Source organism: Cytobacillus kochii (assembly GCF_044790165.1).
Lineage (GTDB): Bacteria > Bacillota > Bacilli > Bacillales > Cytobacillaceae > Cytobacillus > Cytobacillus kochii.
Genome location: NZ_CP085254.1, coordinates 2665354 through 2687928 on the forward strand (window position 1 = coordinate 2665354; position 22575 = coordinate 2687928).

The 22575-nt window shown below is 36.2% G+C and carries 25 protein-coding genes and 2 other annotated features; of the genes, 6 read left to right on the top strand and 19 right to left on the bottom strand.

Features of this window, described 5'->3' with window-relative positions:
- Positions 1-126: 126 nt before the first annotated feature.
- From LG276_RS13645 to LG276_RS13665, 5 genes are all read right to left on the bottom strand, one after another.
- The gene (locus LG276_RS13645; RefSeq protein WP_224938443.1) at positions 127-1839 is read right to left on the bottom strand and encodes an ABC transporter ATP-binding protein; all 1713 of its coding nucleotides are present in this window, start codon (positions 1837-1839) and stop codon (positions 127-129) included.
- A 73-nt stretch (positions 1840-1912) separates the two neighbouring features.
- Entirely contained in the window at positions 1913-3523 is a 1611-nt protein-coding gene (locus tag LG276_RS13650) for a glycoside hydrolase family 3 protein (RefSeq protein WP_251161786.1), read from the bottom strand.
- A gap of 61 nt (positions 3524-3584) precedes the next feature.
- On the bottom strand, positions 3585-4034 hold the full coding sequence (locus tag LG276_RS13655; protein WP_224938506.1) for a threonine/serine exporter family protein: 450 nt from the start codon (positions 4032-4034) through the stop codon (positions 3585-3587).
- 28 nt (positions 4035-4062) lie between these two features.
- A complete protein-coding gene (locus LG276_RS13660) occupies positions 4063-4821 on the bottom strand; it encodes a threonine/serine exporter family protein (RefSeq protein ID WP_285840846.1) in 759 nt (252 codons plus the stop codon).
- Positions 4822-5132: 311 nt separating this feature from the next.
- Positions 5133-5471 carry a MerR family transcriptional regulator gene (locus tag LG276_RS13665; protein WP_191817265.1) on the bottom strand — a complete coding sequence of 113 codons (339 nt, stop codon included), beginning with the start codon at positions 5469-5471 and terminating at the stop codon, positions 5133-5135.
- Positions 5472-5652: 181 nt separating this feature from the next.
- On the opposite strand from LG276_RS13665, the gene LG276_RS13670 reads away from it, so the two are divergent.
- From LG276_RS13670 to LG276_RS13685, 4 genes are all read left to right on the top strand, one after another.
- Positions 5653-5799: a Fur-regulated basic protein FbpA gene (locus LG276_RS13670; RefSeq protein ID WP_224938446.1), complete on the top strand. Its 147-nt coding sequence runs from the start codon at positions 5653-5655 to the stop codon at positions 5797-5799.
- A 26-nt stretch (positions 5800-5825) separates the two neighbouring features.
- The gene (locus LG276_RS13675) at positions 5826-5963 is read left to right on the top strand and encodes a hypothetical protein (RefSeq protein ID WP_180316959.1); all 138 of its coding nucleotides are present in this window, start codon (positions 5826-5828) and stop codon (positions 5961-5963) included.
- 283 nt (positions 5964-6246) lie between these two features.
- On the top strand, positions 6247-6441 hold the full coding sequence (locus LG276_RS13680) for a hypothetical protein (protein WP_224938447.1): 195 nt from the start codon (positions 6247-6249) through the stop codon (positions 6439-6441).
- Between the two features lie 5 nt (positions 6442-6446).
- The gene (locus tag LG276_RS13685; RefSeq protein ID WP_224938448.1) at positions 6447-6728 is read left to right on the top strand and encodes an iron-sulfur cluster biosynthesis family protein; all 282 of its coding nucleotides are present in this window, start codon (positions 6447-6449) and stop codon (positions 6726-6728) included.
- Between the two features lie 37 nt (positions 6729-6765).
- On the opposite strand, the gene LG276_RS13690 is transcribed toward LG276_RS13685, so the two are convergent.
- From LG276_RS13690 to LG276_RS13740, 11 genes are all read right to left on the bottom strand, one after another.
- Positions 6766-7425, bottom strand: coding sequence for an SOS response-associated peptidase (locus LG276_RS13690; protein ID WP_404292163.1), 660 nt, complete (start codon positions 7423-7425; stop codon positions 6766-6768).
- Between the two features lie 194 nt (positions 7426-7619).
- Positions 7620-9221, bottom strand: a complete 1602-nt coding sequence (locus LG276_RS13695; RefSeq protein WP_251161788.1) for a catalase — start codon at positions 9219-9221, stop codon at positions 7620-7622.
- A 72-nt stretch (positions 9222-9293) separates the two neighbouring features.
- Complete coding sequence (gene cdaS / locus LG276_RS13700; protein ID WP_251161789.1) at positions 9294-9893, bottom strand: sporulation-specific diadenylate cyclase CdaS; 600 nt, start codon at positions 9891-9893, stop codon at positions 9294-9296.
- 133 nt (positions 9894-10026) lie between these two features.
- Positions 10027-10806 carry a tryptophan synthase subunit alpha gene (trpA, locus tag LG276_RS13705; protein ID WP_251161790.1) on the bottom strand — a complete coding sequence of 260 codons (780 nt, stop codon included), beginning with the start codon at positions 10804-10806 and terminating at the stop codon, positions 10027-10029.
- On the bottom strand, positions 10803-12005 hold the full coding sequence (gene trpB / locus LG276_RS13710; protein ID WP_251161791.1) for a tryptophan synthase subunit beta: 1203 nt from the start codon (positions 12003-12005) through the stop codon (positions 10803-10805). The genes trpA and trpB overlap by 4 nt, the downstream gene beginning before the upstream one ends.
- Positions 12006-12019: 14 nt before the next feature.
- Positions 12020-12628 (bottom strand): phosphoribosylanthranilate isomerase, encoded by a 609-nt coding sequence (locus tag LG276_RS13715; RefSeq protein ID WP_251161792.1) that lies wholly within the window; start codon positions 12626-12628, stop codon positions 12020-12022.
- Positions 12625-13407: an indole-3-glycerol phosphate synthase TrpC gene (gene trpC / locus LG276_RS13720; RefSeq protein WP_251161793.1), complete on the bottom strand. Its 783-nt coding sequence runs from the start codon at positions 13405-13407 to the stop codon at positions 12625-12627. Before trpC ends, LG276_RS13715 begins: the two co-directional genes overlap by 4 nt.
- 4 nt (positions 13408-13411) lie before the next feature.
- The gene (gene trpD / locus LG276_RS13725; protein ID WP_251161794.1) at positions 13412-14437 is read right to left on the bottom strand and encodes an anthranilate phosphoribosyltransferase; all 1026 of its coding nucleotides are present in this window, start codon (positions 14435-14437) and stop codon (positions 13412-13414) included.
- Entirely contained in the window at positions 14406-15020 is a 615-nt protein-coding gene (locus LG276_RS13730; RefSeq protein ID WP_095372985.1) for an aminodeoxychorismate/anthranilate synthase component II, read from the bottom strand. The genes trpD and LG276_RS13730 overlap by 32 nt, the downstream gene beginning before the upstream one ends.
- Entirely contained in the window at positions 15017-16402 is a 1386-nt protein-coding gene (gene trpE, locus LG276_RS13735) for an anthranilate synthase component I (RefSeq protein ID WP_251161795.1), read from the bottom strand. The genes LG276_RS13730 and trpE overlap by 4 nt, the downstream gene beginning before the upstream one ends.
- A gap of 82 nt (positions 16403-16484) precedes the next feature.
- Positions 16485-16739, bottom strand: a binding site (T-box leader).
- A 36-nt stretch (positions 16740-16775) separates the two neighbouring features.
- Positions 16776-17022, bottom strand: a binding site (T-box leader).
- 33 nt (positions 17023-17055) lie between these two features.
- Positions 17056-17709, bottom strand: coding sequence for an MOSC domain-containing protein (locus LG276_RS13740; RefSeq protein WP_251161796.1), 654 nt, complete (start codon positions 17707-17709; stop codon positions 17056-17058).
- Positions 17710-17863: 154 nt separating this feature from the next.
- On the opposite strand from LG276_RS13740, the gene LG276_RS13745 reads away from it, so the two are divergent.
- Positions 17864-19111, top strand: coding sequence for an MFS transporter (locus LG276_RS13745; RefSeq protein WP_095372983.1), 1248 nt, complete (start codon positions 17864-17866; stop codon positions 19109-19111).
- A 188-nt stretch (positions 19112-19299) separates the two neighbouring features.
- On the opposite strand, the gene LG276_RS13750 is transcribed toward LG276_RS13745, so the two are convergent.
- Positions 19300-19362, bottom strand: coding sequence for a hypothetical protein (locus tag LG276_RS13750; RefSeq protein WP_404294427.1), 63 nt, complete (start codon positions 19360-19362; stop codon positions 19300-19302).
- Positions 19363-19510: 148 nt separating this feature from the next.
- Positions 19511-21346, bottom strand: coding sequence for a fructose-specific PTS transporter subunit EIIC (locus tag LG276_RS13755; protein ID WP_251161797.1), 1836 nt, complete (start codon positions 21344-21346; stop codon positions 19511-19513).
- A 535-nt stretch (positions 21347-21881) separates the two neighbouring features.
- Between LG276_RS13755 and LG276_RS13760 the strand changes: the two genes are divergently transcribed.
- Positions 21882-22094, top strand: a complete 213-nt coding sequence (locus LG276_RS13760) for a hypothetical protein (protein ID WP_095372981.1) — start codon at positions 21882-21884, stop codon at positions 22092-22094.
- A gap of 8 nt (positions 22095-22102) precedes the next feature.
- Here LG276_RS13760 and LG276_RS13765 read toward each other — a convergent pair whose 3' ends face one another.
- Positions 22103-22495: a thioesterase family protein gene (locus LG276_RS13765; RefSeq protein WP_224938462.1), complete on the bottom strand. Its 393-nt coding sequence runs from the start codon at positions 22493-22495 to the stop codon at positions 22103-22105.
- Positions 22496-22575: the final 80 nt, after the last annotated feature.

The window sequence follows — 22575 nt, forward strand, 5'->3', positions numbered from 1 at the left end:
ATCTTTTGGGCATAATAAAACCCAGAGAAAGAAAAGCCACATTCTTTCTACCGGGTAAACAAGTCTTTCTTTAAATTTCACATATCTTTTATTATGATAAATAATCTTCACTTTGACAACCTTTATTTATTGGTACTGCACATGATGTAGGTTCGCAAAAATCCCTTCAAGAGCGAGTAACTCTTCTTCAGTTCCTTCTTCGGTTATACCATCCTCAGTAACAACCATGATTTTATCGGCATTTTTAATCGTGGCAAATCTATGGGCTATAACAAGTGTCGTTCGGTCTTTAGATAACTCAGTTAAGGCCGACTGAATGAGTTTTTCAGTTTCGGTATCAAGTGCTGAAGTGGCTTCATCTAAGATTAAAATCGGTGGATTTTTCAAAAACATTCTCGCAATGGCTAAACGTTGCTTTTGTCCCCCAGAAAGTTTTAACCCTCTCTCGCCAACTTGTGTCTCGAAACCATCAGGTAACGTATCAATCCATTGCGTTAGGTGGGCTTTACTTGCTGCTAATATGATTTCCTCTTCCGTTGCATCCAACTTGCCATAAGCAATATTCTCTTTAATGGTGCCTGTAAACAAAAAGACATCTTGTTGAACGATACCAATTTGATTTCTTAAAGAGTTTTTCGTCATATCTTGAATGTTGATACCATCAATCGTAATGGTTCCTTTATCAACATCATAAAATCTAGGTATTAAGGAACAAATCGTAGACTTTCCAGCGCCTGAAGGACCAACAAAGGCCACCGTTTGTCCAGATTGAATATGAAAATTCAACTCTTGTAAAACTTTTTGAGTATCATTGTACCCGAATGTGACATCGTTAAAGGTAATATTCCCGTGTAATGAATCAACTTCTATTGCATCAGGCTTATCATTTATATCTGGTTCTTGATCAATCATTTCTGTGAAACGCTTGAACCCTGCCATTCCTTTTGGATAGAGCTCCATTAACGCACTAATTTTATCAATCGGCTTTAATAAAAGATTAGCATACAATACAAAAGCGACCAACTCTCCTGGTGCTAACTGATTATTGAAAGCTAACCAAGCACCAAAAACTAAAACAGACAGAATTAACACTCTCGTGAGGAAATAGACGCCAGATAATGTGATCCCCATGACTTTATAGCCACGAAGTTTAGCCGAACGAAACCTTCTATTATCCTTTGTAAATCTTTCAATTTCAAAAGCTTCATTTGTAAAAGACTGAACAACACGGGCACCAGAAACACTATCTTCTACCCTACCATTCACTTCGGCAATTTCTGTATACATTCTTTTCCAAGCTTTATTCATAGAAATATTACAATATGCGATGAGCCATACGAGGAACGGTACAATAAATATTGCTACCAATGCAAGTTTCACATTAATAGTTAACATGATCCAAAAAGCGCCGACAAAAGTCATCGCTGCAATAAAAAGGTCTTCTGGTCCATGATGGGCTAACTCACCAATATCCATTAAGTCATTGGTTGTCCGGCTCATAATATGACCGGTTTTCGTATTATCAAAGAAACGAAAGGATTGCTTCTGCACATGTGTAAATAATTGCTGTCTCATATCTGTTTCAATATTAATACCAAGTTTATGTCCCCAGTAGTTAACAACAAAATGTAGCCCAGTACTCGTAAAATAAAGAGCAAACAAACCCGCACTAACCGCAACAATCATTGACCAATTGTTGGTTGGTAGTAATTCATCTACAAACCAACTAACAGCTAATGGAAAAGCTAATTCTAGTAGAGCAACGATAATAGCACAACTAAAATCAATAATAAATAGTCTTTTATGAGGTAAATAATAAGTGAAAAATCTTCTAAACATGCTATTCTCCTAACTTTCAAAATATATCTTGGATTATATGCCTCGAAGATAAAAGTTACAATACCTTTTTACTTTATTTACACTGCTCTTCATTCATTACAATCACTTTTCCTGTTGAATCGTATATGGAAACTGGTAGACATCCTGTTGCTAACAATTCCCCTCTAAGATAATCACTTACTGCCTGTATACTAGCTTTCGATTGACTAAATGTAGCAATAAATCCTTGTACAAAATCCCATTGTTCATAGTGATAAGGAGTTGTTGTCGAAATCACTATGATTGGCTTCTTTTCCTTTTGTAGGTTGTTATTCAATAACGCGTCTTTTTTATGATGTAAAATATAAATGAGTCGTTCTGCCTCTTCTTCGGTTGTAACGGTGATTCCCGCTTTAACTAATATTTCAGTTAACCGTTTGTTCGATTGATGATTACTGCCATCATCTATGAATGCCACCCTCTCATTTTTTTGAATCGGGAGCGTCTCATCTCGCTTTATAATTGTAATCCCTTTTTCAGCCGCTTCTTTTTCTACCTTAAGATGTTCTTTAGCACGTATGACATCAATCGTGTTATGCTCTTTAAATAACTGTGCTTTCAAGTTTAGAATCCTTAGCACAGATAAATCAATTCTTTCCTCACTAATAACCTCTGTTTTGACGGCATTTATCAGCGCCCGCTTAACAGTTAATGCTTCACTTGGCATTAATAATATATCTGCACCAGCATTAACAGCAGAAATAGCGGCATCAGCTGCTGTAAAATTGCTCGCTACCGCTTGCATATTTAGGGCATCTGTTATAACTACTCCATTAAACCCAAGACTTTGCCGCAGAAGATTCGTTGTTATAGCGTGAGATAGCGATGCTGGATATACTGACTTCTCAATAGCCGGAAACGCAATATGAGCAGTCATAATGGATTGAAGACCATTGTCTATTAAATATCGATAAGGTATGAGCTCATTTTTCTTTAATTGCTCGATAGACTTAGACACAGTGGGTAACCCTTTATGAGAATCAACCGTTACATCACCATGACCTGGGAAATGCTTTGCTACAGCAACTATTCCTGCTTCATGGAGCCCCTCCATAAAAGCTGCACTCATTTTTGCAACTAAGTATGGATTTTCCCCAAAAGAGCGGACACCTACGATGGGATTTAAAGGATTACTATTCATATCAACCACTGGTGCGAAGTTCATATTAAAACCTAATGAATCCAACTCCTTTCCTAATACTGAGGCGACACGCTTTGTAAGTCCAAGATCACTACTAGCTCCCAATGCCATATTTCCTGGCATTTCTGTTAAGAAAGGGAGACGATTCACTATTTCTCCACCTTCTTGATCTACGCCTATAAAGAAAGGAATTCCACGATTGAGATGTTGTAATTCCGTTGTAAATCGCTTTGTTTGTTCCATCGATTGAATATTTTCCTTAAAAAAAATAATCCCACCAGGTTGGATTTGATCTATTACCCGAATGATTGAAGCATTCACACCTATTTGTCCGCTCCCGACTGTTTGATTAAAATCTATCATTAACATTTGCCCTATTTTTTCCTCCACACTCATTTCATGGAGTTGCTGTGTTACGTTCGTTTTTTCTATAGTTAAAGCTTGAACCCCCGATTCATTTTGCAAAAGAAACATAAAACAAATACAAAATATGAAACGTCTCATCCTGCTTTCACATCTTTTCATTAATTAATAGAAAAGAGGTGCTATGCGCACCTCTTCTCTATTATGTGTTTCTGGATGTTATTTTATGTTTTGCTTTCATAAACAATTGAAAAAACACTTCTGCAATGACAAGTCCCACCGCAATCGCACCTGATATCATAAATGCCTTTGCTGCCAACTGGATGGCCATATTATAATCATTTAACACAAAATGTCTCATTGCATCATAGGAAATACCACCTGGAACCAATGGAATTATACCAGCAACACTGAAGATAATTATTGGCGTACGATAGATTTTTGCGAAAATATGACTAATTGCTGAAATGAACACTGCAGAAATTAACGAAGCGGGGATCGCATCATAATGATTGTTCACAAGAATTATATAGATGATCCAGCCAACCATACCAACAAACCCACAACGCAATAATGATTTTCTTGGCGCATTAAAAATGACACCGAACGATGTTGCCGCAATAAAACTTGTAAACAAATGTGTAATAACCATTGTCATGTATTTCGCACCTCACTTTCATTTAACTCATAGTTGCAAAGACAACAGCAACCCCAGCACCTATAGCAAATGCTGTTAAAAACGCTTCTGCGCCCTTGGATAAACCTGAAACAAGATGCCCTGCCATTAAATCTCTCACAGCATTAGTGATCAGCAATCCAGGTACGAGTGGCATAACGGAACCAATAATGATTTTATCCAGTTGCTCACCTATTCCGATTTTGACAAAAAGCATCGAGATCACACCAATAATTAGAGAGGCCAGAAATTCAGAAAAGAAGCGAATTTGCACTACTCTCTGCAAAAAAATAAAAGAAAGGAAACCAACACCACCAGTAATAAAGGCAGGAAAAAAATCATGCCACTGGCCTAAAAACATAATCATAAAACAAGCACTAGCAATAGCTGCTGCAAGTACCTGTTGATAAATTGGAAATGTATAATTTGCCTTTTCAATTTCCATTAACTTTTCAAATGCTTCATGTCTTGTCAGTTCGCCATTACTTACTTTTCTCGATACACCATTTACTAATGTCACCTTATATAGATCTGTAGAACGTTCTGAGATTCTTATTAATTTCGCTGGGTTGGTGTCATCAGTCGAAAAAACAATTCCTGTAGGAGTAACATAACTATGTGAATTAGGAATGCCTAATGCCCCCGCTATTCTCGTCATTGTGTCTTCCACACGATATGTCTCTGCTCCGGATTGCAGCATTATTTTACCCGCTAATAAACAAAGCTCAATTACTTCAAACACATGTTCATTATTTTTACTCAAAGAAATATCCCTCCATGTCGTCAAAACCTTATTCTGAAGGTCCACAATTACGCTTATCCATCGTATACGAATTCGTTAAAATAAGGAAGTATTGAGAAGAAATACAGAATTATTTTACTAATCCCTTCTAAAACCAATATTGAGGGACAGCCTTCATTTCTCATAGAATATGTATTTATGTCATCATATATAACAGAATACCATTAACGGCATATTCTGTAACATACGAGATAAAAAAAGGGCTTTAAAACGGAGACTACTTTCGTCATCCCGTTTTAAAGAACCCTGCCACCTTCTATTCTTTTCAAATATCAACTAAATCTCTTTCCATTATTCTGCCCCATAAATCTCGCATTGAGTTGTCCTTGTATCATTTTCTTTCTTGTTTCGCGATCTTCTTTCACCTTTTCTTTTTTATACTCCATACGAATTTCATCTGTTCTCACACCTTCTTCTCGTTTATTTGCAATATCTATTAACCTTTCTACATCCGAAAAAGAATATTTGCGATTACCACGATCAGACCTTGAAGGAAATATCAATTTTCGTTCTTCATAGTATCTAATTTGTCTTTCGCTTAATCCAGTAAGTTCACTAACAGCGCCAATTGAAATGACTTTTCTTTCCTTATATGACCATTCATTTTCCATCTGCAGACCACCCTATTTCAAGGTTTTATTTCTATTATACAGAATTGTTAAAAAATTTCACTAGTTATGTTAAAAAAAATAACATAAAATAAACCATGTTAGATTATCTTACAATTCAGATGATTTTTTATAACAAACGTTTTAGAATGACATCATCATCCATTTAAAGGAGCAGATAAAAATGCAATATTTACGTAAAGCGGTGGAAAAGAAACGAAATTATTTGATTAAGTTATTACAAGAATACGGTTTGCACGATCAGAAACTTCAAAGCTTAACACTCTCTGAACTTGAAGGATTATCAAAAAAACACTTATCAATTAAATAATCAAAATTAATTGGGGGATTTAACAAATGGAAAATGAAGAAGCAGTTCAATTAGCGAAAAAAATTATTGAACTCGACTTATTAAGAGACGAGATATGGGAGTATTATGCGGCTCTTACAGGAGATGATGCACATAAACTTCTTCGCCTTGTACAAAACAGTTAAATCGGACTATTTTGTTAAATTCTGACTAATTATGTAGAGATTTACGGAACGTTGATCTTTTTATTTCTATTTACGTAACCATTTATATGTAAAGATATAAAATATTTATATATAAAGAAACGAACTCCATTCCAAGTAATAGTGGAATGAGCTCGTTTCTTTTTTTATTGATCCAGCCATAATACAACCATGTTGTACGAAAAATATGATAAAATGAATATTAAAGCCATCTCAGATTTTCCTCATACTGATTAATATATTCCCACTATTAGGAGGGTTATAATTGCCAATTTGGTTAACTATTGCCTTAAGTATTTTAGTAGGACTAATTATCATTGAAGAAGTTATACATTATGTAGTTCGTCGTTCACTTTTTTATCAAACCCATGAAAATGATGAAAAGACAATTCGAATCAAGCGATGGTCTCAATTTAAAGAGAAGTTAATAAAATTCAGAGCGCAAAAAAACAGGAGTTGAGTAACTTGTTTGCAATTACAAAAGAGGCCACACAGGCACTCTTAGATTGGAGCGGTCAAGACAAAGTGATGATTCGCTTTCGAATTACGACCCCTTGTTGTAACCAGCGGAAATATGACCTTACACTAACCGATACAATCACAACACAAGACGCTATCTATACAAATGATACAGTGCAAGTCATATACCACCCTACAGATTTACCTTATCTACAGGATACAATGATTGATTATAGCGATGGTGGATTCTTTATACGCCATCCACATCCTCTCGTACAACCATTCTAAAATTGTTCAAGAAGGAGCTCTTGAACAATTTTTTAGATTATAAACTATTCAGTAGCTCAGGATAATCATTATGCACAGAATTCACCAATTCTGAGACTTTAACCATTTGCATTTCACCACTTTGAAAAGGTTTGCATAATGATTTCAGCTGTTTTTTATCTTTGCTATACATCCACTTATCCCCTTCATTACCTGTTAACATGACCGGCATACGATGATGAACAGACGACATGATCTCATTTGCTGCTGTAGTTAAAATACAACATGATGTAAAAAGTTCGTCCCCTTTTCTATATTCGCTCCAGATTCCCGCCATCGCAAACGGCTTTTTTTCAAGCAATGTAAAATGAAAAGGCTGGCTTTTACCACCTTCTATTTTCTTCCATTCATAAAAGCCATCAGCTAAGACTAAACAGCGCCTTGTATGGAAAGAGTGCTTAAAGCTAGGTTTCTCATCCACTGTTTCTGCACGTGCATTAATGAATGAAGTGCTATTACGTTTTGCTTTTGCCCATGGTGGTTTGAAACCCCATGTCATTTTCCTCCCAATTTTCTCTCCTTGCTCCTCTACTATAGCTAAAATTTTTTGCCCCGGTGCAATATTATACCTGGGTAAATCCGCTGCATCATGATAATAAAACTCAAATGTTTTTTGTAGAATGAACACTTCTTCAGATAAAGTAAATCGACCACACATTATGACAACCCCTTTCCTAATAAAAGCATATACCAACCATATTCAAAACGTAAAAATATAGCTGCCTGATAATCTAAAGGAATCTATTTTCTACCCTAACAACCCTTTTTCATAGCCTTAATTACGTGAGTAACGCTCATAGGTACTTTATAATTCCAATAAAATAAAAAGAAGGGCAACAAGCCCTCCTTTCATTAATAACGATCTGCATCATGCCCCATCTGTTCAGCATGTCCGGGTGCGTCATCGCCATCTTTATCACCAAGTGGACGACCTTTATGCATCCCTTCCTCTTTCCGAGCATTCGCTAAACCTTCTCTTAGCCTCTTGCCATATTCATCATCCGCTGATTCAGCTAATGTAATCATTTTATCTTGTAACACCTTAGCACATGTGGAAAGGTCATTCACTAAGTTTGATATCAGTTCATCTTTTTCCCAGTCTTCAAATTCACGGAAGGTATGTCCTGCCTGTTTTGTATTATCATCACGATCAATCGATTCTCGAACGAGCTCACCACTAATTTTTGGTGTATGCTCTTTACCGAATTGCTCTGATTCTTTTAAACCACCTAAACTAGATGGTTCGTAGTTAATATGCGGATTTTGGCCAGGTGCTTTATCGACATAGTAAGACATCTGTCCTCCACGTTGATTTGTCGCTTGATTTGTTTTCGGCTTATTAATAGGTAATTGCAAGTAGTTAGGTCCAACACGATATCTTTGCGTATCTGAATAAGAAAATGTTCGACCTTGCAACATTTTATCATCAGAAAAATCAAGACCATCAACGAGTACCCCTGTTCCGAAGGCAACTTGTTCGACTTCATTAAAATAATCTTCCGGATTCTTATTTAACACCATCTTACCAATATGAAGCCATGGAAATTGATCCTCCGGCCATAATTTTGTATCATCCAAGGGGTCAAAATCTAATTCTGGATGCGCATCATCACTCATGATTTGAACGAAAAAATCCCATTCAGGATAATTACCTTTTTCAATTTCGTCATATAAGTCTTGTGTAGCATGATTGAAATTCTTTGCTTGAATCTGTTCGGCTTCCTCTTGTGTTAAATTTTTAATCCCTTGCTTCGGTTCCCAATGATACTTTACAAGTACCGCTTCCCCATTTTCGTTAACCCATTTATATGTATTCACACCCGAGCCTTGCATTTGGCGATAGTTTGCCGGTATTCCCCAAGGTGAATAGAGAAATGTGACCATATGAAAACTTTCAGGTGAATTAGCACAAAAATCAAAAAACCTCTCTGCATCCTGAATGTTGGTTAATGGGTCTGGTTTAAATGCATGCACCATGTCAGGAAACTTCATCGCATCCCGAATAAAAAATATTTTTAAATTATTTCCTACTAAGTCCCAATTCCCTTCTTCTGTATAAAATTTTGTTGCAAACCCTCTCGGATCTCGCAGTGTTTCCGGAGAGTGACCACCATGGATAACAGATGAAAAACGAACAAACACGGGTGTTTTTTTCCCTTTTTCCTGGAAAAGTTTTGCCCTTGTATATTTAGATACTGGTTCGTCACCTGCCATGCCGGTCGCTTCAAAATAACCATGAGCGCCAGCACCTCGTGCATGCACGACCCTTTCTGGAATACGCTCACGGTCGAAGTGACTAATTTTTTCAATAAAATCATAATTTTCTAGTGTCGCTGGTCCTCTGTTGCTTACTGTTCGTATGTTTTGATTATTAGTAACCGGATGTCCTTGGCGATTGGTCAAGGTTTCTTCTTGTTCGAATTTTTCATTTTTACCATTATGATCATTATTCATTAGAAAAAAGCCTCCTTTTACATATCTTTCCTTGAGTAATATGTACAAGTTAGAGCTTTTCTATGTATAATTTTAAGGACGAACAACAAATAACTCTCCTTTATAAGCAAAAGAAATACGACCAGACTCTTCTGATACAACTAAGATAACCGCATCCGTAAGTTCCGATAAACCAAGTGCCGCCCGGTGTCGTGTACCTAAAACGCGCCCATTCACTTCCCTATTGGTTAAAGGGAGAATATTTCCAGCTGAAATGATTATATCACCACGAATTAATGTTCCTCCATCATGTACAGGACCACCTGGATAAAAAATCGTTTCTATTAAAGCTTGACTTACCCTTGCATCGATTTGAATGCCATTATGGATAAACGGCGTAACATCCACTTCGCGCTCGATAATGATTAAACCACCGTGACCTTTGTTCGATAGTGTTTGCCCCGCTAATGATATGCTAGAAAAATGGTTTGTAAACGGTGATAAATAATGTTGCAAGTAATAAATCGCCGTTAAATTATGGGCATCAGACACAATTTGTTGGAGCTGTTCAAATTCGGTTAAAATGCAACAATCAACGCCAATATTAATATTTGATAAGTGAGAAAGCTGAGCCTCGATATCCTTTATATATTGTTCAAGTGTGCTCTGGTAGTCTTCTAAACCATATTGCATTTTTTTCTCCTTTCGCAGGAATATTTTTTCTCCTTATCATATTTTGATTTATCAGTCGTTAATTATGTTCTTTTTCTGTTGTTAGTTTTAGGTAAAAAAAAGAGCCAATCGGCTCTTTAACATACTTCATTTTTCAAGCAATAGGTAGCTTGGTTGCGTTAATCAAAGTGCGGATCTGTTCATAATTATCAGCTTCCATTAGCTCTATAATTTTTGATCCGACAATGACGCCATCACAATACTGAAGAATTTCTTCTACATGTTCTGGTGTGGAGATTCCAAATCCAGCTAAGACAGGTAGTGGACTTATACTTTTTATTTTCTCTAAATGACTTGAGAGCTGAGAAGCAAATTGTGCTCTCGTACCAGTAATGCCATTTACGGTAACAGCGTAGACGAAACCTTTACCTCGCTTGGTGATTTCCGCAATTCTTTCGATTGGACTTTGTAATGTCACTAAACGAATCAATTCGATCTTAACTTCATCTAAGTAAGAAGTGATAATCTCTTCTTCTTCAATAGGTAAATCAGGAATGATTAATCCATCGATACCGGATGTTTGAATATCTCTCGAGAACCGCTCCAGCCCATAAGCTAATAATGGGTTCATATACGTCATAAAGATCAATGGAATATGGATTATTGGTCGTATTTCTCTCATACACTCTACAATTTCTTTTAAGGTAACATCCGTATTTAAAGCTCTAATACCAGCCTCTTGAATAACGGGACCATCAGCTACTGGATCAGAAAATGGGATACCTATCTCAATGGCAGTTGCTCCTGCTTCTTGTAAAAACACTAACTTTTCTTTCAAAGATGGTAAGCCACCGTCCCCAGCCATTACATAAGGTACAAATGCTTTTTTTCCTTCTTTTTTCATTGTTTGGAACACTTTTTCGATGCGGTTCATGCTTTTACTCCCCCTATTTTCGATCTAACAGCCTCCATATCCTTATCTCCTCTACCCGAAAGACAAACAACGATATGTTCTGTTGGCTCCATTTCTTTTGCAAGTTTAATCGCATAACTAATTGCATGGGCACTTTCTAATGCCGGAATAATTCCTTCAGTTTTCGAGAGCACCTGTAACGCTTCCAGTGCTTCATCATCGGTAATGGCATCATATTTCACTCGTTCAATATCATGTAAATAGCAATGTTCAGGCCCGATCCCTGGATAATCTAGACCTGCTGATATTGAATGGGCTTCTTGAATTTGACCATCTTGATTTTGGAGGAGATACATATAGGCTCCGTGAAGAATACCAGGTTTGCCTTTCGCTAATGATGCTGCATGCTTTTCACTATGAAGTCCTAAGCCAGCAGCCTCTACGCCATAAAGTTTTACTTCACGATCTTCTAAAAACGGATAAAACATCCCAATTGCATTACTCCCTCCGCCGATACATGCCACTATCGCTTCTGGAAGTTTAGCTTCTTTTTCGATAAATTGTTTTTTCGTTTCCTGGCCAATCACACTTTGAAAATCTCTCACAATTTTAGGGAAGGGATGTGGTCCCATAGCAGAGCCCAGTATATAATGCGTATCTTCTACATTTGACACCCAATATCTTAATGCTTCATTAACTGCATCTTTTAAAGTTGCACTTCCAGACTTTACACTGATGACCTTTGCACCGAGTATTTCCATCCGAAATACATTCAATTGCTGACGCAATATATCTTCTTCTCCCATAAAAATCACACATTCTAAATTAAGCAGCGCACAAGCCGTCGCAGTTGCTACACCATGCTGACCAGCCCCTGTTTCTGCAACAACCTTTGATTTTCCCATTCTTTTAGTCAATAATGCTTGCCCAAGAGAGTTATTTATTTTATGGGCACCAGTATGATTTAAATCTTCGCGCTTGAGATAGATTTTTCCACCCCCAGCGTATTTTGTCAAATTTTTCGCGTAATAGAGTGGTGTTTCTCTTCCAACATAATCTCTTAATAAATCATATAGCTCATTTTGAAATGCAGGATCGACTTTTGCTTTTTCATATTCTTTTTCTAATTCTAGGATGGCCTGCATAAGCGTTTCTGGTACATATCTTCCTCCATACGTGTCAAAATGTCCTTTTTCATCTGGTAGGGTAGTTGTTGTCATTTTTATTCCTCCTCTTAATTTGTTGCTTCTATAAATCTTCTAATTTTACTCGGACTTTTTTTTCCATCTATTTCAACACCTGAACTTACATCAACCATAAAGGGAGCACATTGTGAAATGGCGACTTTAACATTTTCTGCTGTTAAACCACCAGCGAGAATTAATTTAGGGTGTTTTCTTTGCATTTCTTGCAGCAATGTCCAATCAAAGCTCGTTCCATTACCGCCATGATATTTACCTCTTGGACTATCAACAAGAATGTAATCATCATCGTATTCATAGATAAGGTTGATATCTTTTTCGCCTTTCATTTGTATCGCTTTAATTACCTCAAAACCATGAGATGTAATTTCTGCGCAATAGTTTTTCGATTCATCACCGTGTAATTGCACATGTGTTAACCCTACTTCTTTTGCTATGAGAAGAAGCGATTCTATTGGCTCATCAACAAAGACTCCGACCTTCCATACATTTATAGGCAAACCTTTAATAATCTTTTTCGCCTTCTCGGTAGAAATTCTACGTTTACTTACAGCAAAAACAAATCCGAGGGCATCAGCCCCATAGACTATTGCTTGCTGTGCAATTTCCTCACTAACAATTCCACAAATTTTCACTTTCATTTCGATCCACCAGCCAAATTTTGCGTCTTTTTCATTTGCCTCATTAATAATTCTAAGTTTTCAGATGTCATCAATGCTTCCCCGACTAAAATACCGTCTGCTCCAGCATTAATTACTCTTGCTACATCTTCCCCTGTTTTTAATCCACTCTCACTAATTAAGAACGCTCCTGATTCTTTTATAAGTGGAGCGAGTGATTCCGTTACCTGCAAATCCACACCAAATGTATGAAGATCACGATTATTCACACCAATGATTTCAGCACCTAATGCTATTGCCCTTTCTGCTTCAGCTTTATTGTGTACTTCGACCAAAACCTCAAGACCCTCATTGATTGCAAAATGAAAGAGTTGTTTTAACTGATCTTTCGTTAATGCTGCAACAATCAATAAAATAACTGTTGCCCCATGATTTTTGGCATAAACGATTTGCCTTTCATCGATAATAAAGTCTTTACATAATAAAGGTAGCGATACCGCATCAAAAACAGTTGTTAAATCTGTAAAATTTCCTTTAAAAAATGGGGTATCGGTCAGAACAGACATCGCATCAGCACCAAAGCGCTCATATAAACAGGCTTGCTCGTCAGGTTGTAATAGATTATTTATGATTCCTTTAGAAGGAGATGCTCGTTTAAATTCAGCGATAATCACAGGTTTATTTTTTTCTAATTGTTTTAATAAAGAGCGTGTAGTTCCGTTCCTTCGACTATTTCCGGAATAGGCTAAATTTGATAAAGTTCGTCTTTTTTCTGAAATGATACGATCTAAGATTGTCATGAGTCTATATCACCTTTTCTGTAGATTGAACACTTAATGTTTTTAGTTGCTCTAACTTTTCCATGGCTGCGCCTGAATCAATGATTTCTAAAGCAAGTCGCACGCCTTCCTTAATTGATTCAGTTCTTCCACCAACAAAAATACCTATCCCAGCATTAAGCGCAACGGTTTCTCGATACGCCCCTTTTTCTCCGTCTAAGACCCGAAGTAAAATGTCTGCATTTTCTTTTGCATAACCACCACGAATTTTTTCATTCGCATATACTTGTAAACCCACTTCTTCAGGATGAAGCATAGTGGTTTGAATGTTTCCGTCTTTTAAAATAGCTAAATAGTTTTCACCTTGTAAAGAAGCTTCATCCATATAGCCTGCTCCATTGATAACGACCGCTCTTTTTCGCCCTAGCTTTTGAAGGACTTCCGCAAACATTTCAACAGCATCTCTTTTATAAATGCCTAATAATTGATTTTCTAAATTCATTGGATTAATTAGCGGACCTAATAAATTGAATGTTGTCGGAATTCTTAAATCTTGTCTCACTTTCATAATTCTCTTGATTTGCGGATGAACATTAGGTGCAAATAAAAATGATATGCCAATCTTTTCTAATATTCCTTCAATTTGTCGTGGTGATAAATCAAGACGAATCCCTAAATGTTCCAAGACATCCGCACTGCCCGTTTTACTTGATACGCTCCTATTTCCATGTTTCGCGACAGGAATACCGCTTGCAGCTATAACAAAAGCAGAAGTGGTACTAATATTAAAGCTTTTTGAACCATCTCCTCCAGTACCACAATTATCCATTAAATGAGGAATAGATGTATCAAAGGTTAGCGCATGAGCTCTTAATGTTTTTACAAATGTTGCGATTTCATTAACCGTCTCTCCTTTTGCTTTTAAGCTAACAAGAAAGGCAGCAATTTCACTATCTGTAATATCTGGTGAAAACAGATATTGTACAGCTTCTATCATTTCTTCTTCCGTTAATGAAATGCTATTGGTTAATTGCAGCAGAATTTCTTTCATCATTCTCTCTCCTTTTAGTGTTTTCAATAAAATGTCTCAACATCTTTTGTCCTTGTAATGTACCAATGGATTCAGGGTGAAATTGAAATCCATATAAATCAAATGCTTCATGCTTAATAGCCATTATTTCGCCGTCCTCTAGTGAACGTGCTGAAATGTTGAAGTACCCTGGAAGGCTACCTGATTTGATGACTAATGAGTGATACCTCATCACTACGAGCGGTTGACTCATATATTGAAATACCCCCCCACCCGTATGCATCATGTTTGAGGTTTTTCCATGCATAATTTTCTTCGCTTCAGTGATTTCACCTCCGAATGCATATCCAATTGCTTGATGACCTAAACAAACACCTAAAATGGGGTATTCTTGATGTAATTGTTGAATCAATTCCACACATATCCCTGCATTTTCTGGGCGCCCAGGGCCAGGTGACAAAATGATATGAGTCGGATCTAATAAACGAATTTCTTCGACAGTTATTTGGTTATTTCGTTTCACTACGACCGTTTGCCCTAGTTCTCCTAAATATTGATACAAGTTATAAGTAAATGAATCATAATTATCAATTAATAAAATCATTTGTTTGCCTCCAGAAATGCCTTTAATTTATGAATCGTTTCTTCATATTCTTTTTTAGGAATCGAATCATAAACAATTCCTGCACCAGCCTGAATATATGCGTTCCCATCCTTTGCTACCATCGTTCGAATAGCAAGAGCAAAATCCATATTACCGTTTGTCGATAAATAACCAATGGCTCCGGAATAGATCCCTCTTTTTGTTTCCTCTAATTCATTGATAATTTCCATCGCTCTTATTTTTGGTGCACCTGATACTGTACCAGCTGGCAGGCAAGAAATAAGGGCATCAATATTTGTACATTCATTCTTTAACTGCCCCTCTACTTCAGAAACGAGATGCATCACATGTTTATATTTTTCAATATTCATATATTTCCGAATGCTAATCGTCCCAAATTCACATACTCTACCTAAATCATTTCTCCCAAGATCAAGAAGCATTCGATGCTCTGCCACCTCTTTCTCATCTTGCTTGAGCTCTTTTGCTAACAGATCATCTTCTAAATTACTTCTCCCTCTAGGCCTTGTGCCGGCAATTGGATTGGTCATTACTTTGTGCTGATTCACCTTTACTAAACTCTCTGGCGAAGCCCCCGCTACTTTGTAATCACCAAAGTCCAAGTAATACATATATGGAGAAGGATTATCAATTCTGAGTTTTCGGTAAAAATCAAAAGGATCTCCACTTATTTCTGCTTGTAACCGCTGGGATAATACTACTTGAAAAATATCTCCCGCTTTTATATATTCCTTTGCTTTTTCTACTTTTGAGATAAAGGCATCTTCGCTCATTAATGGTCTATATTGACTGATTCGCGCTTTTTCACCCATTTTTTGCTCCATAGAAAATAGCTCTACCTTGCGCTTACTTAATTTTTCTTCTAGTTGCCTCTTATTTGATACGATAGGTACGCCTACTAAATATAATTTTTGCTTTAAATGGTCAAAAACAATCACTTCTTCAAAGAACATGAAATGTACTTCGGGAATATGCAAATCATCCTGTATTTCAACGCCTATTTCTTCATATTGTCTTATGACATCATAACCAGCAAACCCCACGGCACCACCAATAAAAGGGAATTGTTGAGATTTATGAATGCCAATTTTTTTCATTTGCTCTTTGACTACTTCTAACGGTTTATTTTTTACTTCTTCTCTCTCATTTTCTGAGAGTATAACCGTAGTTCTTGCACTTCCTTGCACTTCTAAAACGGGATTGCAGCCGATAAAAGAAAATCTACCAGCGTCTTCATGTTTTAAAGAACTTTCAAACAAAAATTTCTTTTTACCTGAAAGCTTTTGATAAATGGCAATTGGTGTTAATAAATCACCGTCATTGACTTCTAAAATAACCAGGGTTTCTAAAGTCTGATTCATTTCTTCACTTCTCCTTATCAATAATAAATCGAATTTTAACGCAAAAAATCCCCTATACCATAAACGCTCAATAGCTTTAGGTATAGAGGACGTATCTATATAGATGCGTGGTGCCACCTCAGGTTCAGAATGTCCATGTGGACATTCTCTTTTTCAAGTACAGATGTCAAAATCGATACTCTATCCTTTTAACGGCGGAATCCCGTGTCCCTTACTTACATTTTTCAGGGTACCTCTCACAAGTCCATTCCATTTATCGATCACACCGGATTCCCACCAACACCGGCTCTCTTATGTGATTAACGATAAATATACTACTCTTGATCAACGATTTTCTTATGAAATTAAACGAAAAAGGGCCTCTCTCCTTATTAAAAAGGACGAGAGACCCGTGGTGCCACCTTTATTAGCTGTAAATTACAACTCACTTAACAAATACGAATAACAAATTCGTATTTATCTCTTTTAACGATGAGACATTCGCCAGAGCCTACTAGTTATAAAGGTTCGGTCTGGAAGCTCGGAAGTCCATTCACTTATATCACCCACTGATTCCCACCAACCATCAGCTCTCTAAAAATGAGCATATATAAGATACTACTCTTCGTCATTGCTTACGTCTTTATTTGTTACATATGATATGCCTGATTCTTTTAATTGTCAATAGGTTTTCGTTTATTTTTTAATCTTTTTTCTAAAATTTCTGTCCACTCTTGCGATAACCCCGATACATTCAACAGTTTTTCCATTGCTTCAATATCTTTAAGTTTATGTAGTATAATATCAGTCGCATCCCATACAGACAGTTGCGATTGCTTTCTTTCGACTAATTGAATTTCTGACTGAAGGTTAATCGTTCCCTCTTTTAACACACGGAAAAAATAACCTGTATGATTCGTCTGAAAAACCTTTTTTAGTAATTGATCTTCACCATTAAATTTTGAGATGGTTGAACAAGGAACTCTCCCTTGTGTCACTTCAACAATCGTTTCACCAATTGCAAACTCATCTCCAATATATATTTCCTTCTCAGTCATATTTGTTGTACTAATATTTTCACCAAAAGAAGGAAGCATAAAAGTACGGTTAAATGCCTTTTGCCATTTTTCATAATGTTCGTACGGATAAAGACATAATGCTCTGTCAATCCCACCATGAAAATCTGAATTAGCTACTCCGTCACCTTCAATCGCATCTTTTTTTAAAAAGAGTTCTTTTACAGGTGTTTTACCGATAGCAGATGTTTCATGCTTTTCTTTCCATAGATAATCTTTAGGTTTACCTTTACTTAAAGATACAATTCTCAATTTCCAGCCCCCTTTATCTACCTTTCATTTTAGCTTTTATTACTAATTTTTACTAGTTAAGAAAAAACAAAATTGTAGCCATACTTTCTGTTCATTTCGTTCATATTAATAAATAGTGTTTGTGAGGGTAAAAACAATTGAAAGTGAGTTAACCATGGACCATATTGAACAAGCCATACAAAAAAAGACGAGTAAAAATAAAAAACAAAATAAAAAGAATAACCAAAAATGGGCTATTTTATCTATTTCTTCCATCCCACTTGTCATGACCCTTGGAAATTCTATGCTCATACCTGTCTTACCAGTTATGGAAAAAAAACTATCAATTAATTCTTTCCAAGTAAGTATGATCATCACAATATATTCCATTGTCGCAATCTTTCTCATCCCGATTGCCGGTTATCTTTCTGACCATATTGGAAGAAAAAAAGTCATTATCCCTAGTCTGTTGATTGCAGGAATTGGTGGAATTGTTTCTGGTTGGGCTGCATGGAAGTTGGAAAATCCCTATACGGTCATCTTGATTGGAAGAGCCCTTCAAGGGGTAGGAGCTGCCGGAGCTCAACCAATAGTCATGCCATTAGTTGGAGATATGTTTAAAAATGATGATGATGTAAGTAGTTCGTTAGGTTTAATCGAGACCTCCAATACTTTCGGAAAAGTATTAAGTCCCATTTTAGGAGCTTTGCTTGCTGGGGTAATTTGGTTTTTACCTTTCTTTTCAATTCCTGTTTTTTGTTTATGTTCGATTATCTTAATGCTGTTTCTCGTAAAAACACCCAATAAGCGAGAAGAACCTATTCCTTTTAAGGAATTTTTTCAGCATATAAAAGACATCTTTACACAAAAAGGAAAATGGTTATATGCCATTTTTCTTATTGGTGCAATCCTCATGCTTGTTCTATTCGGGATATTATTTTATTTATCCGATTTATTAGAGAAAAGCTATCATATAAAAAATATAAAAAAAGGTCTGCTACTGGCATTACCTTTATGTTCACTCTGTGCATCTTCCTATATTACAGGAAAGTTAATTAAGCAAAACAAAATATTGATGAAGTGGATGATATTTGTAAGTTGTTTAGGAGCAATGATCTCTGTAGCATTACTAAGCTTAAATGACCAACTTTGGTTTATGATTATGCTGTTTCTGTTATGCGGGATTGGTATCGGAGCGGCGTTGCCCTGTTTGGATGCAATGATTACTGAAGGCATTGAAAAAGAGCAAAGAGGGACGATATCTTCTATTTATAGCTCTATGCGTTTTATTGGTGTTGCAGCAGGACCACCTATTACGGCATTATTGTTAAAGCATGCAGAAAATTGGATGTTCTATATCTTTAGTCTTATTTTACTGATAGCTGCATTAGCAACCTTCTTAGCAATTAAGCCGAAATCATAAGGAACACAGAAGATAAACCCGTGACAACTGAACACTCATATGATATGATTTTATTATATATTACGTATAAAAATGACCACAGGTGTTGCAGCACCTGTGGCCATCTGCAATAGGTTCGTCCTAAAAGGGGACGGCCAAATAAGTTTGACGTAGACCTCACCCTAAAAGTTTAAAGGCTCAAGGGGGGTCTATTTTTTATGATTAAAAGCTAAGACCGCCATAATCAGTGTTGTAAATGAAATCATCAACATTAGAGATTCAAATACTGTCAAAAGGCCTCACCCCCTTTCTACGGGGTTAGCCGACCACCCTTGTGAACACTATCGCTCTTCCATTATAACATATTTTCACAAAAATATAAGAACACATGTTCTCTTTTTGAAAATTGAGCCTATCCACCTATTCTACTTTAGGTTTTCTTTTGATGGTTCCTAGCAACAAAGCAGCAAAAAGACTACCTACCGCAATGGCCAACAAAAAGGAAAGAGAAGAACCGAACACAAAAGGTGTAACTAATACTCCTCCATGAGGAATCGCAATCCCTGTATGTGTTGCCATCGACAACGCACCTGCAATAGCAGAACCAAGGAGAATTGGTGGTATATACGCCTTTTTATTTCGCTCGACAAAAGGGATCGCTCCTTCAGTCATAAACAAAAAACCTTTTACATAATTTGTACGATAATATAAACGTTCATTTTTAGAGAACTTCCAATAAAAAATACTCGTCGCAAAAGCAATGGCAAGTGGGGGAACCATTCCACCAACCATAATAGCAGCTAATGGTTCGTATACACCATTTAACATAAATCCAATACCAACCAAATAAGTCATTTTATTAATAGGACCACCTAGGTCAATGGCCATTAATAGTCCGAACATCGCACCAATCAAGATAGACAAAGGTGTCGTCATCGTTTGGAATAATGTTGTAATGGATTGTGTTAACCAGGTTAATGGTTGTAATAATACAAACATCGCCAATAAAGTCATCAAAATGCCGATGACAGGATAAATGATAATGTTCGACATCGCTGTGATAGAAGATGGTAAATAATTCGTCCATTTCTTTAAACGATTAATAATGAACCCACCGATTAAACCTGCACATATCCCACCAATCAAGCCTGAACCATTCATTGCAGCGAATAAACCACCAATTGCTCCTGGAGCAAATCCTGGGCGATCACTAATGCTTTTACCAATATAGCCAGCAAATATAGGCATTAATAAAACAATAATTGTTTGATCACCGAAAAAAGAGAGAATCTCCCAAAATTGATGACGAAAATCTGAACTAAAAATCGTTAATGACAATAAAAATCCAGCTGCAATGGCAAGGGGGAGCATATTAGATAACCCATTCATCACATGTTGATAAAGCTCTCTTGACCAAGTTTTACTATTTTTATTTACATGATTATGGTCATATATATCACAATCTTGTGAAACAGCTTTTTCTAATAACTGAAAAGGTTTACTCATACCATCTGCAACAGAGGCTTGCACCATATGTTTGCCACTAAATCGCTCCAACTCTACTTTTGTATCGGCTGCAATAATAATGGCAGTTGCTTTTTCTATTTCAGCCTTTGTAATATGTTGCTTAACCCCAGCAGCTCCATTTGTTTCGACTTTTAGAGGAATATGCAAAGTGGCGGCAGCTGACTCTAAGGAATGAGCCGCCATATAAGTATGAGCTATCCCTGTTGGACAACCTGTAACTGCTAAAATAAATGGAGTCTCTTCATTCGTTTCATAAGTTTCATTTCTAGTATCATCTTTATCCAATTCACTAATAATCGAGAGTAAATCACTCTTTGACTCTGCCGTCATTAGTTTGAAATGAGTTTCTTTGTTCATTAAAATGGTGGATAACTTAGCTAATATATCCAAATGGAGTTCATCGGCGTTTTCCGGAACAGCAATAAGGAAGATAAGATGGGCTTTTTCACCATCTAAAGAGTTAAACTCTATCCCTCCATGACTCCTTGCTAAAGCAATACCAACTTGTGTGACTGCCCTAGATTTTGCATGGGGAATTGCAACGCCGTTGCCTATACCTGTAGTACTTTGCGCTTCTCGTTTAAGCACATCAGCAAGGAAAAGTCCTTTTTCCTTTATACCACCATCACTGTATAGCGTATCGACTAACGCAGTTATCGCTTCTACTTTTGTCACTTCCTCAAGTGAGAGAAGAATTGATTCTTCACTTAATAAATCAGTAATATTCAATACCTCTCTCCTTTCCACTAACAAAAAGTCTTTTTATCTTTCAATCATACAAAAAATAATAAGAAAATCAATCATTTTTTCTAGCAAATGATAATTGCTGAAATTGTTCATGTATGCTAGAATCAAAATAACAATATATAGTTAAATTTAACTTCAATAATCACTATATATTGTATTTTGCAAGATTATCCTCATCCATAGTCTCATTTTCCGTTTCTTTATAAGAAACGGCTTTTTTCTGTTTATCTTTTTCCTTTTGACTATATCATCACCCAACGATTGGAAATAAAATGATACTTCCAGTATATCTAAAGTTCCTGTATAACTATAGATGTTTACATATGCATTTCTTACTGTTTTTATGACTATTCTGTGACCATTGTATCATCAAATAAAGAAATCATTATTTTTAAAATAGGTCAATAAAATAACTCCATCTAATCCGGTTACATGTTACAATATGAAAAATGCAATATATTACTATTGTTTTGATTCAATTATAACGAAGTGATTAAAATAAAGAGGAGTATGGATCATGGCAAAGCCATCTAGTGAAACAGTCATCTTTTATATTGCAGGGAGTATTTTCACTGTATTATCAATTGGTGGAATTACTTTTTTATTAACAGAATGTTATCAATCACAAACCCTCAATGGTGCAGAGCTATGGATTATTATGCTCGTTAGTTTTGCAGTCACCGCTTTATGTGATTTTGAATTAGAACTTGAAAAACAAAGTGACACATAAATAAGTCACTAACAGGCAGAGGTAATCGTTTTGATTACTGGAATTGCTTTTCTTGTTTGCAAATGGAACATAACAAAAACCTTTTCACTTGTTGCGATGATTTTTTGATCTCTTGTTGCCATTTGTTGAGAAATGACAAAACTCGTATGACCCACTCTCTTTAATGTTGTCGTAATCTCTAACAGTTCTCCCACTAATGCCTCTTTTATATATTCACTTTCCACTTTCTTTACAACGCAACCGATATGTCTTGATTGTAAATATTGATTCGTTAGACCAAGCGCTAAAAACCAGTCATCAATACCGCATTCGAAGTAGTTGAAATATTTCAAATAGTTCATATGACCAAGTTCATCTATATCACTCTCACGAACAACAATACTTGTTTTAATTTTTTTCAATTTAAGCCAGTCCTCCTTTTTGTATGCTACTTCCTCGGAACAATATTGATAAAAATGGTGAAAGAAAAGTACTATCCATT